The 13,632-nt window shown below is 68.5% G+C and carries 11 protein-coding genes; 3 read left to right on the top strand and 8 right to left on the bottom strand.

Features of this window, described 5'->3' with window-relative positions:
• Position 1 precedes the first annotated feature (1 nt).
• Together pyrF and ACXRVZ_RS04780 are read right to left on the bottom strand one after the other, a co-directional pair.
• Complete coding sequence (gene pyrF / locus ACXRVZ_RS04785; RefSeq protein WP_457418291.1) at positions 2-805, bottom strand: orotidine-5'-phosphate decarboxylase; 804 nt, start codon at positions 803-805, stop codon at positions 2-4.
• Positions 802-3,051, bottom strand: a complete 2,250-nt coding sequence (locus ACXRVZ_RS04780) for a putative bifunctional diguanylate cyclase/phosphodiesterase (RefSeq protein WP_457418289.1) — start codon at positions 3,049-3,051, stop codon at positions 802-804. The genes pyrF and ACXRVZ_RS04780 overlap by 4 nt, the downstream gene beginning before the upstream one ends.
• Positions 3,052-3,131: 80 nt before the next feature.
• Here ACXRVZ_RS04780 and ACXRVZ_RS04775 point away from each other — a divergent pair, with 80 nt between their 5' ends.
• Positions 3,132-3,641, top strand: coding sequence for a GNAT family N-acetyltransferase (locus ACXRVZ_RS04775; RefSeq protein WP_457418287.1), 510 nt, complete (start codon positions 3,132-3,134; stop codon positions 3,639-3,641).
• Between the two features lie 5 nt (positions 3,642-3,646).
• Here the strand turns inward: ACXRVZ_RS04775 and purB are convergent, their stop codons facing one another.
• The 4 genes from purB to ACXRVZ_RS04755 are packed head-to-tail and all read right to left on the bottom strand — an operon-like array spanning position 3,647 to position 8,421.
• Positions 3,647-5,023: an adenylosuccinate lyase gene (gene purB, locus ACXRVZ_RS04770; RefSeq protein WP_457418284.1), complete on the bottom strand. Its 1,377-nt coding sequence runs from the start codon at positions 5,021-5,023 to the stop codon at positions 3,647-3,649.
• Between the two features lie 40 nt (positions 5,024-5,063).
• Complete coding sequence (locus tag ACXRVZ_RS04765) at positions 5,064-6,104, bottom strand: M48 family metallopeptidase (RefSeq protein ID WP_457418282.1); 1,041 nt, start codon at positions 6,102-6,104, stop codon at positions 5,064-5,066.
• The gene (locus ACXRVZ_RS04760) at positions 6,104-7,231 is read right to left on the bottom strand and encodes a YjgN family protein (RefSeq protein WP_457418280.1); all 1,128 of its coding nucleotides are present in this window, start codon (positions 7,229-7,231) and stop codon (positions 6,104-6,106) included. Before ACXRVZ_RS04760 ends, ACXRVZ_RS04765 begins: the two co-directional genes overlap by 1 nt.
• A gap of 2 nt (positions 7,232-7,233) precedes the next feature.
• Positions 7,234-8,421 carry a YjgN family protein gene (locus ACXRVZ_RS04755; protein WP_457418278.1) on the bottom strand — a complete coding sequence of 396 codons (1,188 nt, stop codon included), beginning with the start codon at positions 8,419-8,421 and terminating at the stop codon, positions 7,234-7,236.
• Between the two features lie 199 nt (positions 8,422-8,620).
• On the opposite strand from ACXRVZ_RS04755, the gene ACXRVZ_RS04750 reads away from it, so the two are divergent.
• On the top strand, positions 8,621-9,244 hold the full coding sequence (locus ACXRVZ_RS04750) for a glutathione S-transferase family protein (RefSeq protein ID WP_457418276.1): 624 nt from the start codon (positions 8,621-8,623) through the stop codon (positions 9,242-9,244).
• 3 nt (positions 9,245-9,247) lie between these two features.
• On the opposite strand, the gene ACXRVZ_RS04745 is transcribed toward ACXRVZ_RS04750, so the two are convergent.
• On the bottom strand, positions 9,248-9,895 hold the full coding sequence (locus ACXRVZ_RS04745) for a hypothetical protein (protein ID WP_457418274.1): 648 nt from the start codon (positions 9,893-9,895) through the stop codon (positions 9,248-9,250).
• A 106-nt stretch (positions 9,896-10,001) separates the two neighbouring features.
• Complete coding sequence (locus ACXRVZ_RS04740) at positions 10,002-11,654, bottom strand: FMN-binding glutamate synthase family protein (RefSeq protein ID WP_457418272.1); 1,653 nt, start codon at positions 11,652-11,654, stop codon at positions 10,002-10,004.
• 85 nt (positions 11,655-11,739) lie between these two features.
• Here ACXRVZ_RS04740 and sppA point away from each other — a divergent pair, with 85 nt between their 5' ends.
• Positions 11,740-13,620 (top strand): signal peptide peptidase SppA, encoded by a 1,881-nt coding sequence (sppA, locus tag ACXRVZ_RS04735; RefSeq protein ID WP_457418270.1) that lies wholly within the window; start codon positions 11,740-11,742, stop codon positions 13,618-13,620.
• The last annotated feature ends 12 nt before the right edge of the window (positions 13,621-13,632 follow it).

Genomic DNA, 13,632 nt, shown 5'->3' with positions numbered 1-13,632 from the left:
TTCAGGCGAGAGCGATGCGGGTGGCTTCGGCCACGGCGCGAGCGCGCTCGGCGAAGTCGGCGCCGTTGCTGGCGTACAGGATGGCGCGCGAGGAGCTCACGACCAGCGGCGCGCTGCGGCCGGCGGCCTGCACGACGGCCGCCGCATCGCCGCCTTGGGCACCGATGCCCGGCACCAGCAGCGGCAACGTGGGCGCAAGCGCACGCACGCGGGCAATCTCTTCGGGATAGGTGGCGCCGACGACAAGGCCCAGCTGGCCGTTGCGGTTCCACTGCGTCTCGGCCAGGTGGGCCAGGTGCTCGAACAGGCGCGGCTGGCCGGGCACGTCGGCCAAGCGCTGCATCTGCCAGTCGTCGCCGCCCTTGTTGGACGTGCGGCACAGCAGGATGGCGCCCTTGCCCTCGTAGGCGAGGTAGGGCTCGATGGAGTCGAAGCCCATGAAGGGCGACAGCGTCACGGCGTCGGCCTGGTAGCGCACGAAGCACTCGCGGGCGTATTGCTCGGCCGTGGAGCCGATGTCGCCACGCTTGGCGTCGAGGATGACCGGCACGCCGGGCGCGACCGCGTGGATGTGCGCGATGAGGCGCTCGAGCTGGGCCTCGGCGCCGTAGGCGGCGAAGTAGGCGATCTGCGGCTTGAAGGCGCAGACGAGGTCCTTCGTGGCATCGACGATGGCTGCGCAGAAGTCGTAGAACTTGCTCGCATCACCGGCCCAGGCGCCGGGCAGCTTGCTCGGTTCGGGGTCGAGGCCGACGCAGAGGCGGGATTGAGGGGTCAGGGCTTGAAGCTGGGAAACGAAACTCATGGAAGGGCGGCGTAGGCGGAAATGGGGGTGGAGGCCGTCGACGTTCTGGCCAGCACGAATTCTGCAAAAGCCTGGGCCGGCAGCGGCCGGCTGAACAAGTAGCCCTGCACGGCCTGGCAGCCCTGGCGGCGCAGGAAGGCGAGCTGGCCCTCGGTCTCGACGCCTTCGGCCAGCGTCTCCAGGCCGAGCGCGCCGGCCATGCGGATGACGGCGTCGACGATGGCGCGGTCTTCGGCGTCGTCGGTCAGGTCGCGGATGAAGGACTGGTCGATCTTGAGTTTGCTGACGCGGAATTTCTTCAGGTAGCTGAGCGACGAATAGCCGGTACCGAAGTCGTCGATGGACAGGCGAACACCGCGCTCGTGCAACCGGTTCATGACGGTGATGGCCACGCTCGGGTTGTCCATCGCGGCGCCTTCGGTCAGCTCCAGCTCAAGGCGCTCGGCGGGCATGCCGACGTCGCCCAGCACGCGCTCGACGAGTTCGGGCAGGTCGTCGTGGCGGAACTGCACGGCCGACAGGTTCACGGCCATGGACAGCTCGGGCAGGCCGGCGTCGTCCCAGCGGCGCAGCTGGTTGAGCGCTTCGGTCAGCACCCATTCGCCGATGGGCAGGATGAGGCCGGAGGTCTCGGCGATGGGGATGAACTCGGCCGGCGACACCCAGCCCAGATCCGGGTGGTGCCAGCGCAGCAGCGCCTCGGCGCCGACGATGCGGGCTTCGCCATCACCTTCGAGCACGAACTGCGGCTGGTAGTGCAGGCTGAGCTGGTGGCGCTCCTGCGCGCGGCGCAGCGCGTTCTCCAGCTGCAGCGCGCGGGCCGACTGGGCCTGCATCTCGCTCGTGAAGAAGCGGTAGGCATTGCGACCGTCGCGCTTGGCGCGGTACATGGCCGCGTCGGCGCATTTGCACAGCGTGTCGAAGTCGTCGCCGTCGGTCGGGAACATCGCAATGCCCATGGACGGCGTGACGGTCAGCTCCTGCTGCTCGACCTGGAAGGGCGCGCTGGCCAGGGCCATCAGTTTGGTGGCCAGGTGGGCGGCGCCGGCGATGTCGGTCAGCGGCAGCACCAGCACGAACTCGTCGCCCCCCATGCGGGCCACGGTGTCCTGCTCGCGCACGGCGCCGCGCAGCCGGCTGGCGAGCTGGGCCAGCAGCGCATCGCCGATGCGGTGGCCCAGCGAGTCGTTGACGTTCTTGAAGTGGTCCAGGTCCAGGAACAGCACGGCCAGCGGTTCGTCGCCGCGGCGGGCGATGTCGATGGCCTGGCTGGCACGGTCCGCCAGCAGGTGGCGGTTGGGCAGGCCGGTCAGGCCGTCGAACAAGGCCAGGCGCTCGGCGCGGGCTTCGGCCGCCTGCTGCTCGGCCACCTTGAGCTCCAGCTCTGCAACGGTCTGGCTGAGCTGCTGGGTGCGCTGCTCCACCAGCAATTCCAGCTGCGCCTTGGCCTCCACCAGCTCCTGCTCGGCGAGCTTGCGGGCGGTGATGTCCTGCGTGATCCAGATGGAGCCGCGCGACAGGTCGGCGCGGTCGATGGCCTTGCTGCGCACCTCGCACCAGACCGGGCTGCCGTCCTTCCTGACCAGCAGCATCTCGGCGTGGAAGGACTCGCCACGCGCCAGCGGCTCGTAGCAGAGGTCGCCGGCCGCCTGCCAGTCCTCGTCGCTGCCGTACCAGGTGCGCGACAGCTGGCCATCCAGCTCGCCGGGCTCATAGCCGAAGAGCTGCTCGAAGGCGCGGTTGCAGCGCGTCACGCGGCGGCCGCGCAGGAAGACGATGCCGACCATGGTGTGGTCGAAGATGAGCTGCTGCTCGGCATGCAGATCGGCCAGCGTGGCGTCGGCGAGCCGGCGCTCGTGGACGTCGTCGACGATCCAGATCGAGCCGTCGGCAGCGTTGTCAGGGTGGATGAGCCGACCCGTCAGATGGGCCCAGAACAGCTCGCCGTTCTGGCGCCGCATCAGTTGCTCGCTGCGGAAGGTCTCGCCGGCGGCCAGCAGCGGGTAGGCGCGGCGGCCCAGGTCACGGGCGTCTTCCTCGCTCTCGTAGAGCTCCACGCTGCTGCGGCCGATCGCGTCCTCGGGACTGTCGAAGCCGTAGATCTCGGCGTAGCGCTGGTTGCAGCGCACCAGCGTGCGGGCTTTCACGAAGACGACACCGACGCCGGCGTTGGCCAGGATGACGTCCAGCTCCCGCAGCGCCTGGCTTAGCGCGGGGTTGTCGCTGGAGTCGGGCGCGAGGCTCATGAAGGTCTGTGTGGCGGCAATCTGGCGGCGGGCTGGCGGGCGGCGGGGAATGCGGGCATGACCCGTTATTGTCTGGTCTCATGCACATCCTGAACACCGCGCGCCTGTCGCTGCGTGAATTCACACCGCTTGATGCGCCCTTCCTGCTGCGGCTTGTCAACGAGCCGGGCTGGCTGCGCAACATCAGCAAGCCCGGCGTGCACACGCTGGACGATGCGCTCGGCTGGGCCGAGGGCCGGCTGTTCAAGCCCTACCGCGAGCTGGGCCACGGCTTCTGGGCCGTCGAGCGGCGGGCTGACGGCTTGCTGGTCGGCATGTGTGGCCTGTTCAGGCGGCCCGTGCTGCCGGAGCCCGACATCGGCTACGCGCTGCTGGCCGAACACGAGGGACACGGCTATGCACTGGAAGCGGCGCGCGGCTGCGTGGCGCATGCCCGTGACGTGATGGGCTGGCCGACGTTGATGGCCATCACGGCCGTGGACAACCCGGCCAGCGTGGCGCTGCTGGGCAAGCTGGGCTTCGTCGAGCAGGGCCAGGAACAGCTCGAGGGCTACAACGAGCCCTCGAGGGTCTTCAAGCTGGCGCTCTGAAGCTCTTAGATTCGCTTCGCCAGGTCTTGCGCGATACCGGTATAGGACCCCGGCGTCATCTTCAACAGCCGCGCCTTCTCGCCCTTGGGCAGATCCAGCCCCTCGATGAAGGCGCGGATGGACTCCTGCGTGATGGCCTTGCCGCGCGTCAGCTCCTTGAGCTGCTCATACGGGTTGGGCAGGCCGAAGCGGCGCATCACCGTCTGGATGGGCTCGGCCAGCACTTCCCAGGCCGAATCGAGGTCCTCGGCCAGCGCCGCTTCGTTCACCTCCAGCTTGCCCAGGCCCTTGGCCAGGGAGTCGTAGCCCAAGAGCGCGTAGCCCAGGCCCACGCCCATGTTGCGCAGCACGGTGGAGTCGGTCAGGTCGCGCTGCCAGCGGCTCACGGGCAGCTTCTGGCTCAGATGCGTCAGCACCGCGCTGGCCAGGCCGAAGTTGCCTTCCGCGTTCTCGAAATCGATGGGGTTGACCTTGTGCGGCATCGTCGAGCTGCCGATCTCACCCGCCTTGGTGCGCTGCTTGAAATAACCCAGGGAGATGTAGCCCCAGACGTCGCGCGACCAGTCGATCAGGATGGTGTTGGCGCGCGTGAACGCGTCGAACAGCTCGGCCATGTAGTCATGCGGCTCGATCTGGATGGTGTAGGGGTTGAAGGTCAGCTTGAGCTGCTTCTCGATGACGGTCTTGGAGAACTTCTCCCAGTCATGCTTGGGCCAGGCCGACAGGTGGGCGTTGAAGTTGCCGACCGCGCCATTCATCTTGGCCAGCGGCTTGACAGCGGCGATGCGCGCGCGCGCCGTCACGAGGCGAGCCACGACGTTGGCAATCTCCTTGCCCACCGTTGTCGGGCTGGCCGTCTGGCCATGCGTGCGGCTGAGCATCGGCACGCCAGCGAACTGGTGGGCCATGCCGCGCAGCTTGTCGACGATGCCGTCCAGCGCTGGCAGCATCACTTCATCGCGCGCGGCCTTCAGCATCAGCGCGTGGCTGGTGTTGTTGATATCTTCGCTGGTGCAGGCGAAGTGCACGAACTCGCCGGCGGCCAGCAGCTCGGGCTGGCCTTCGAAGCTGCGCTTGATCCAGTACTCGACCGCTTTGACGTCGTGGTTGGTCGTGCGCTCGATGGCCTTGATCTCTTCCGCATCGGCCTCGCTGAACTTCTTCACCAGCCGGCGCAGGCGCGAACGGGCGGCGGACGACAGCGGCTTGAACTCCTTGAAGCCGGCGTCCGACAGCGCGATGAACCACTCCACCTCGACCTGCACGCGGCGGCGCATCAGCCCGTACTCGGACAGCAGCGGGCGCAAGGCGGCCACCTTGGCGGCGTAGCGGCCGTCCAGCGGCGAGAGGGCGCTGATGGCGGAGTAGTCGGAGGTGGTCATGGCAGCCGGGCGGATCGTGGAAAACCCGGCATTCTAAAAGTCACGGCTCGCTGAAGAACTTCACACGCTCGTCGTCGGCTGGATGCGACGAGATGGCGATGGCCACCGGGTTGCTTTCCACGGTCGCCTCGCGCTTCTTGGCGACACGCTCGAAGAAGACCGCCATGCGCGAGGCATCCACGCCGCCGGCCCGCGCCAGCGTGCGGGCATAGAGGTCGGCCTCGCGTTCGTTGTCGCGCGAATAGGCATTGCTGGCCAGCAGGGCCGGCGCCGCAGCCAGCAGCGTGGAGAAGTCGCCCACGACCACCGAGGCGACCACGCTGATGGCGCCCGCCCGCAGCATCAGCCGCAGGCCGTGGCGGTGCTCCACATGGCCCAGTTCATGGGCCAGCACAGTCAGAACCGCGTCGGGCTCGTCGGCCAGCAGTTCCAGCAGCTTGTCGGTGATGACGATGTCGCCGCCCGGCAGCGCAAAGGCGTTGGGGCCAAGCGCCTTGCCGCCGTCGCGGAAGTGGATCTCGAAGCGCTCCGGCACGGCCGGGCCGCCGTTGGCGCGCGCACGGCTCAGCGCCTTGGCCCAGCGCTGCCGCCAGGCCTGCTGCTGGTCGGTCGCAAGCCCGCTGGGCTTGAGCCAATCGCCGTCCAGCCCGCTCAGCAGATGCTCGCCCAGGCGGTGTTCGGCAGCGCGCGGCAGCGCGTCGACCGCCCGGTCCACCGCCCAGGGCAGGCCCCAGCGGTAGGCCCCCAAGAGGCCGGCCACCAGCAGCACCAGCGACAGCACGGCCAGCCGCCAGCTCTGCTGCCACTGCACCACCGCACTGTCGCTGCGGCCCGAGGCCAGCGCCCAGGCGTCGAAGGCGTCCGCGTCGGCAAAGCTCAGCAGGCCGCCACCGGGCAGCAAGACCTGGCGCTGGCCATGGCGCTGGCGCTCGGGCCAGGTCAGGCCGGCCAGCGGGGCGCTCTGGTCGCCGAAGTGCAGCGTGGCATCGGCCAGCCAGACCTCCACCGGCCGCGCGCGGGCGCTGCGGCCGTCGAACCAGTCGGCCGCGAGGCGCGGGCCGAGGCGAGGGGTGCCGTCCATCACAAGCCCAGATCGATGCCGAAGAAATCGGCAGCGAAGTCGCCCGCCGCGTTGTCGTCACGCCCCGCCTCGTTGCCCGCCAGGGCGTCGAGATCGATGCTCGTTTCCAGCGACACCGCCTCCAGCCGCAGCTTGGCCGTTGCGACCGCTGCGAACGGCCGGTACAGGCCCAGCGTGAGGACCATCAGCAGCCAGTTCTTCAGCGTCAGCTGGGCCAGGTCCAGGGTTTCCAGATCACTCTTGAAGCCGACGTTGTCGCTGGCGGTGCGCGACCAGGCCATGTTCTGAAAACCGGCCGTGAACGCGGAACTGATCCAGACATAGATCGCGCCATAAACGAGAGCGCCACCGGCGATCGGCACCCAGTCCCCCGCCCCACGTACCGACGGCAGCAGGATGGCCGCGAAGACGCCGATGACCATGGCGGCGATGCCGCCCATGAAGCCGGCGCGGAAGCTCAGCCCGTAGACCTGCGAGGGTTCCAGCCAAGTGCGGGTCTGCTGGTTGGCGAAGCGGTAGTGGTTGTGTTGATAGCGCTTGGCCAGGCCGAGCGTCCAGGGCACCATGAAGTTGACCGCCAGCGCGGCGATGCCGGCCAGAGCGCGCAAGCCCATGGGCGCCTCTTGGGGTACGACCACCAGCACGACCAACGGGATGCCCAGCGGCAGGAACACCTTGTAGGCATCCGCAACGTTGCCAGCAAAGCCAAAGCGCAGGCCGCGCCAACTGGTGTGGCTCAGCCGAAAACGCATGCCGGCCCGCCACAGCGGCGGCCACATCACCGCCAGCACGACGAAGGCAAGCCCGCCGAGCAGGGGCGACAGCCAGCTCAGGCCGCCATACACCGCCATCACCCCCACCAGCAGCACGAAGCCGCGGAACATCTTCCAGGGGTCGCCGTGGAAGCTCAGTGCCTGGCCGTCCACCAGCGTGTTGGCGTAGAAGTAGCGGATGCGCCGCGCCTTGGCAAAGGGCAGGTAGAAGCCCAGCGTCACCAGCGTCAGCAGCATGTTGACGGCCCAGATGCGGAAATATTCGCTGCCGGAACCGGTGAAGCGGATCTCCAGCAGGCGCTTCTGCGGCGTGGCAGGCAGGGCGGCGAAGCCAGGCTCGATGACGTCCAGCATGCTCACAGCCCCATGTCGATGCCGAAGAAGTCGCCGGCAATCTCGCCGGTGGCGTCGGCATGGCTGGCCAGGCTCGCGGCCACCCAGTCGGCCGGGTCTTCCTGGCTGGCTATCTGCACGGCCTCCAGGCGCAGCTTGGCCGTAGCGACGGCGGCGAAGGGGCGGTACAGGCTTAGCGTCAGCGCCGTCAGCAGCCAGTTCTTCAGCGTCAGGCCGAACAGGGACGAGAAGCTCAGCGCGCTGCGGAAAGCCAGCGACTGGCTGCGTGTGCGGTTCCACACCAGGTCCTGAAGGCGCGCCGCGCCATAGGGCATGACGACGGCGAACATCAGCAGGTAAGCGAGCAGACCGCCGATGCCCACAATCAAGATGCCCAGGGCGCGGTCCGGTCCCGTTGCCATCGTGCGCGCCAGGCCGGCAAAGAGCGCGATCAGCACGCCGCCGGCGGCAATGGGCAGCAGCGCCACACCGAAGGTCTTCAGCGCCAGCAGATAGACCTTGCCGGTGGGCAACTCCACCCAACCATGCTGGCCGGCGTAGCGGTAGCCGTTGTGCTGGTAGCGCTTGAACAGCGCCAAGCTCCACGGCGACAGCAACATGATGGCGAGGACGCCCGCTAGGTTCATGCCCATCGCGGCGGTGAAATGCCGGGCAGGCTGCGCTTCTTCAGGCGCCATCAGCATGCCGGCGGCGACCACGGCCATGGCCGGCAGATAGGTCGGCGCACAGGCCAGGTAGGCCTGTTTCAGCGGGGCGTCGAAACGCATGCGCAGGCCGCGCCAGCTCGTGTTGCCCAGGCGGAACTGCAGCGAAGCCCGCCACAGCGCCGGCCAGACAGCGCACAGGATCAGAAAGGCGATGAAGGCCGCCGTCGGCGACAGGCGCCCGGCAAAGGTGTACGCCCCCATCAACACCACCATCAGCATGAAGCCGCGGAACATCTTCCACGCGTCGCCGTGGAAGCTCAGCGCCTGGCCGTCGACCAGGGTGTTGGCGTAGAAGTAGCGGATGCGCCGCGCCTTGGCAAAGGGCAGGTAAAGCCCGAGCGTGACGAGGATGAGCAGCAGGTTGACGGACCAGATGCGGAAGTACTCGCTGCCGGAACCCGTGAAGCGGATTTCGAGGACACGGGGCCCCGGAATGGGCGATGGCGCAGCAGCCGCGTCGGCGGCGGCGTTGAGGTCTGACATGGGAACTCCCTGACTATGAAAGCCACCATCTACTGCGGTGGGCCGGCCGACACTTTGGCGGGCACCCGCGTGGCTGGCAACCCCTGCTTCCCTGGGGGGCCTGTCGGCCCCAGCCGACAGGCCTTTTTCACGGTCGGGCTGTCAAGGGCCGCTCGCTAGAATCGTTTCGACTTGTGACCCCTGCCTGCCTATGACCGCGATGAAGTTGATCGGATCTCTCGCCAGCCCCTACGTGCGCAAGGTGCGCATCGTCATGGCCGAGAAGAAGCTCGATTACCAGTTGGTGCTGGAAGACGTCTGGGGCAGCGACGCCATCCTGAAGATGAACCCGCTGGGCAAGGTGCCCTGCCTGGTCATGGAAGGCCAGGACTCGATCACTGGCGCCGTCTTCGACTCGCGCGTCATCGTTGAGTACGTGGACACGCTGTCGCCGGTGGGCAAGCTCATCCCCGACCGCGGCCGCGAGCGCTGCGAGGTGCGCACCTGGGAGGCACTGGCCGACGGCATCGTCGACGCCGCACTGCTCGCGCGGCTGGAGCGCACCTGGGCCCAGCGCACGGACGAGGAGCGCAGCCCCGCCTGGATCGCCCGCCAGATGGCCAAGGTGACGGCGGCACTGGCCGCGATGAGCCAGGGCCTGGGCGAGAAGCCCTGGTGCTCGGGTAACCATTTCTCACTGGCCGACATCTCGCTGGGCTGCGCCCTGGGCTGGCTTGAGTTCCGCTTTCCGGAGATCAACTGGCGCGAGGACTACCCGAATCTGGCGCGTCACATGGACAAGCTGTCCCAGCGCCAGAGCTTCGCGGACACCGTCCCGGCCTGATCCTCAGGCGATCAGCAATTCCCTGGAGCGAACATGCAGCAGGCGCACCAGGCGCCAGATGCGGCGTTCGATCTCGGCGGCTTCCAGCGTCCACAGCGTCGCGATCTCGGCCAGCAGCAGGCCTTGCGCCAGCAGCGTCAGCAGATGGCGGCTGGCCTGGTCGATCTGGCGGCCGGCGGGCGTGGTGTCCAGCGCCGCAGCGGTCTGGCGGGCGGTGACGAGCGGGCTGCGCTCGATGCCGAAGGCGGCCATGCCCTGGCGGGCAAGCTGGGGGCTGAGCATGGCGCGGCGGTCGTGCAGGCGCGTGATGGCCTCGACCAGCCCGCCCCCGCTGCCGTCGTCAACGTGATAGGCATTGGCCCCGGCGCTCAAGGCAGCGAAGAGCTGCAGATCGTCGGCCGTGGGCGTCAACAGCAGCAGCTGGGGCCGCACCGGCAGCCGGCCGAGTTCGTGGGCGACGCGCATCGCGTGGCTGTCCACCAGGCGCAGATCGCTGGCGACGATGTCGGGCGCGAGGGAGGCAATCTCCGACAAGGCATCTGTGAGATGACCATGGCTGCCGGCCAGCTCGATGCCGCCGGCCTGCAGCAGCAGGGAGCGCGTGCGCTGCAGGGTGGGCTCGCTGAGGCGGAGGAGATAGACGGTCGGCATGACGGCAGGGAAGGCGCAGCGATTGTGCGCGTTTTGGCCTTCATCCCCCTAACTTAAAGCCTTCTTCCGCCTCCAACCCCCGCGTCCGGGCGGTTGCCCCCCGAGTTCAAGGTGAGCGTTCGATGGCGCCCTGCGGCGCAAAGCTGTGGGCGCTGGCCAGCGGCCAGTAGACCTTGAAGGTGTTGTGCGGCAGCTCGCCGCGCAGCACGGCGCCGGGCGAGACGAAGGGCAGCAGGTTGGCCAGCAGCTTGACCTCGTGCTTGTCCAGCCGGTGCACGATGTGCTGGGCCGTGATCTCCTGCGGGTGGCACAGGCCGGCCGCCTCGACGAGTTCCTTCAGCGCCTTCAGCGTGCCCTGGTGGAAGTTGGCGACGCGCTGGGCCTTGTCGGGCACGACGATGGCGCGCTGGCGCTGCGGGTCTTGCGTCGTCACGCCGGTGGGGCAGTGGCCGGTGTGGCAGGCCTGGGCCTGGATGCAGCCCAGCGCGAACATGAAGCCGCGGCCCGAGTTGCACCAGTCGGCGCCCAGCGCCATCAGGCGCACGATGTCGAAGGCCGTCGTGACCTTGCCGGCACAGCCGATCTTGATCTTGTCGCGCAGGTTCAGGCCGACCAGCGTGTTATGGATGAGCAGCAGCCCCTCCTGCAGCGGCGCACCGACGTAGTTGGTGAACTCCAGCGGCGCCGCGCCCGTGCCGCCCTCGGCGCCGTCGACGACGATGAAGTCAGGCGTGATGCCGGTCTCCAACATGGCCTTGGCGACCGCGAACCATTCCCAAGGATGGCCGATGCAGAGCTTGAAGCCGGTCGGCTTGCCGCCCGAGAGCGTGCGCAGCTGCTCGATGAACTGCATCATCTCGATGGGCGTCGAGAAGGCGCTGTGGCGGGCCGGCGAGATGCAGGCCACGCCCTCGGGCACGCCGCGCGCGGCGGCGATCTCGGCCGTGACCTTGGGGCCGGGCAGCACGCCGCCATGGCCCGGCTTGGCGCCCTGGCTGAGCTTGAGTTCGATCATCTTGACCTGCGGGTCCACCGCCGCGGCCTGGAACTTCTCGGGGCTGAACGAACCGTCGTCGTTGCGGCAGCCGAAATAACCCGAGCCAATCTCCCAGATCAGGTCGCCGCCATGCACGCGGTGGTGGGCGCTGATGGAGCCTTCGCCGGTGTCGTGCGCAAACCCGCCCTGCTTGGCGCCCTTGTTCAGCGCCAGGATGGCGTTGGCGCTCAGCGCCCCGAAGCTCATGGCCGAGATGTTGAACACGCTGGCCGAATAGGGCTGGGCGCGGCCCGCGCCGATGGTGATGCGGAAGTCGTGGCTGGTGAGATGAGTCGGCGCCAGCGAATGGTTGATCCACTCGTAGCCGCGCGCGCCGACGTCGAGCTGGGTGCCGAAGGGCCGCTGATCGGGGTCGCCCTTGGCACGCTGGTAGACGATGGAGCGCTGGGCGCGCGAGAAGGGCGCGGCGTCGTTGTCGCCTTCGACGAAATACTGGCGGATCTCCGGGCGGATGAACTCCAGCAGGAAGCGGAAGTGGCCGATGACGGGGTAGTTGCGCAGGATGGAATGGCGCGTCTGGCGCACGTCGCGCAGGCCCAGCAGCGCCAGCGCCAGGAACACGATCACCACCACGCCATCCACCAGACCGCCCATCCAGCGGATGGCGAAGAACAGCGCCAGCAGGCCGCACAGCACCCAGGTCAGATAACGCAGCGGGAAATGCTGGTTGAGGCGTCTCGTCCAGCGGGGCCAAGCAAGCATGTGGGGTTCTCTCAACCGTGACTTGCAGAGCTTAAAGCCGCCGGACGACACAATCGCCGCGCATCAACCCTCAAGGTCTCCGGCGATGAAGTCCCTGTTCTCCGCAATCGGCTGGTTCTTTTCCAAGGCCTGGTGGCTGCTCGACGGCACACGCCGGGCGCTGACGAATCTCTTCGTGCTGCTGCTCATCGTCATCGTCGTCACGGCGCTGCTGACGCGCGGTCCCAAGCCGCTGGCCGAGAAGACGACGCTGGTGGTCAAGCTGGACGGCAACCTCGTCGAGCAGTTCTCGGGCAGCCCGCGCGAGCAGCTGATGGCCCAGGCCCAGGGCCGCAGCGTGCCGCGCCAGACGCGCCTGCGCGACGTGCTCGCCGCGCTGGACCAGGCGGCCAAGGACGACAAGATCACCTCTGTGCTGCTGGACGTGGAAGACCTGGGCGGCGCGGGCCTGGCCGGCCTGCACGAGGTGAGCGCGGGCCTGCAGCGCTTCAAGGCGTCGGGCAAGCCGCTGCTGGCCTATGCCGACAGCTACAGCCAGCGCGGCTACTTCCTGGCCGCCCAGGCCAACGAGGTGTACGTGCACCCCATGGGCATGGTGATGATCGAGGGCTTCGGCCGCTACCGCACCTATTACAAGGACGCGCTGGACCGCCTGGGCGTGACGGCCCATGTCATCAAGGTCGGCACCTACAAGAGCTTTGCCGAGCCCTACACCGCCACCGGCCCCAGCCCCGCCACGTTGGAGGCGGAAGGCCTGGTCTACGGCGAGCTGTGGAGCGGCTTCACCGGCGCCATCGAGACCGCGCGCAAGCTGGAAGCCGGCAGCATCGCCAAGGGCATCGCCGAGCTGCCGCAGCGCCTGGCCGCCGTGAAGGGCGACCCGGCCCAGCTCGCGCTGCAGACCAAGCTGGTGGACGGCCTCAAGACGCGCGACGAGATGCGCGCGCTGCTCATCGCCAAGGGCGCGAAGGACGAGCAGAGCAAGAGCTTCCGCCAGGTGTCGCTGAATGAGTACATGGCCTATGTGAAGGACGCCGGCACGCCGAGCAAGCTGCAGCCGGGCGTGGGCATCGTCGTGGCCGAGGGTGAGATCGTCGACGGCGATGCCGGCCCCGGGCGTATCGGCGGCGACACGACGGCCCGCCTGATCCGCAAGGCGCGCGAGGACGAGGCCATCAAGGCCATCGTGCTGCGCGTGAACTCACCCGGCGGCAGCGCCTTCGCGTCCGAGATCGTGCGCCGCGAGCTGGAGCTGACGCGCGCGGCCGGCAAGCCGGTCGTCGTCTCCATGGGCGACGTGGCGGCCTCGGGCGGCTACTGGATCGCCACCAGCAGCGACGCCGTCATCGCCGATCCCGGCACCATCACCGGCAGCATCGGCGTGTTCGGGATTCTGCCGACGGCCGAGGGGCTGATGAGCAAACTGTCGCTGCACACCGGCGGCACGACAACGACCTGGCTGGCCGGCAGCATGGACCCGCGCCGCCCGCTGGACCCGCGCCTGCAGGCCGTCATGCAGTCCAGCATCGACAACATCTATGCTCGCTTCACCACGCTCGCGGCGCAGGCGCGCAAGAGCACGCCGGAGAAGATCGACGCCGTGGCGCAGGGCCGCATCTGGACCGGCGCCCAGGCCAAGGAACGCGGCCTGGTGGACCGCCTGGGTAGCCTGGACGACGCCGTGCAGACGGCCGTCACGCTGGGCAAGCTGGAGGTCAAGGACGGCGACAAGCCGCGCCTGGTCTACGTGGAGCGCGACATGAGCCGCAAGGAGCGCCTGCTGGCCTCGCTGACCGACGTGGTGGCGCCGCCGCTGGCCCAGGCGGTCGGGCAGGCGCTGGGGCTGGATGCACTGCCGGCGCCGGTGATTGAGGAACTGGCCACGTTGAGGGAGTTGGCGAAGCAGTCGGCGCAGGGCAAGTGGGAAAGGGCGGCGGCGGTGCATTGCCTGTGCGCGGCGCCTTGATCAATCACGGGG

Source organism: Roseateles sp. P5_E8 (genome assembly GCF_054177665.1).
This window is presented reverse-complemented; position numbering and strand designations above follow the sequence as displayed.

Excerpts from the sequence above, each read along its gene's own strand:
- pyrF (WP_457418291.1), bottom strand. The coding sequence starts at position 805 with ATGAGTTTCGTTTCCCAGCTTCAAGCCCTGACCCCTCAATCCCGCCTC.
- ACXRVZ_RS04780 (WP_457418289.1), bottom strand. The coding sequence starts at position 3,051 with ATGAGCCTCGCGCCCGACTCCAGCGACAACCCCGCGCTAAGCCAGGCG.
- ACXRVZ_RS04775 (WP_457418287.1), top strand. The coding sequence starts at position 3,132 with ATGCACATCCTGAACACCGCGCGCCTGTCGCTGCGTGAATTCACACCG.
- purB (WP_457418284.1), bottom strand. The coding sequence starts at position 5,023 with ATGACCACCTCCGACTACTCCGCCATCAGCGCCCTCTCGCCGCTGGAC.
- ACXRVZ_RS04765 (WP_457418282.1), bottom strand. The coding sequence starts at position 6,104 with ATGGACGGCACCCCTCGCCTCGGCCCGCGCCTCGCGGCCGACTGGTTC.
- ACXRVZ_RS04760 (WP_457418280.1), bottom strand. The coding sequence starts at position 7,231 with ATGCTGGACGTCATCGAGCCTGGCTTCGCCGCCCTGCCTGCCACGCCG.
- ACXRVZ_RS04755 (WP_457418278.1), bottom strand. The coding sequence starts at position 8,421 with ATGTCAGACCTCAACGCCGCCGCCGACGCGGCTGCTGCGCCATCGCCC.
- ACXRVZ_RS04750 (WP_457418276.1), top strand. The coding sequence starts at position 8,621 with ATGAAGTTGATCGGATCTCTCGCCAGCCCCTACGTGCGCAAGGTGCGC.
- ACXRVZ_RS04745 (WP_457418274.1), bottom strand. The coding sequence starts at position 9,895 with ATGCCGACCGTCTATCTCCTCCGCCTCAGCGAGCCCACCCTGCAGCGC.
- ACXRVZ_RS04740 (WP_457418272.1), bottom strand. The coding sequence starts at position 11,654 with ATGCTTGCTTGGCCCCGCTGGACGAGACGCCTCAACCAGCATTTCCCG.
- sppA (WP_457418270.1), top strand. The coding sequence starts at position 11,740 with ATGAAGTCCCTGTTCTCCGCAATCGGCTGGTTCTTTTCCAAGGCCTGG.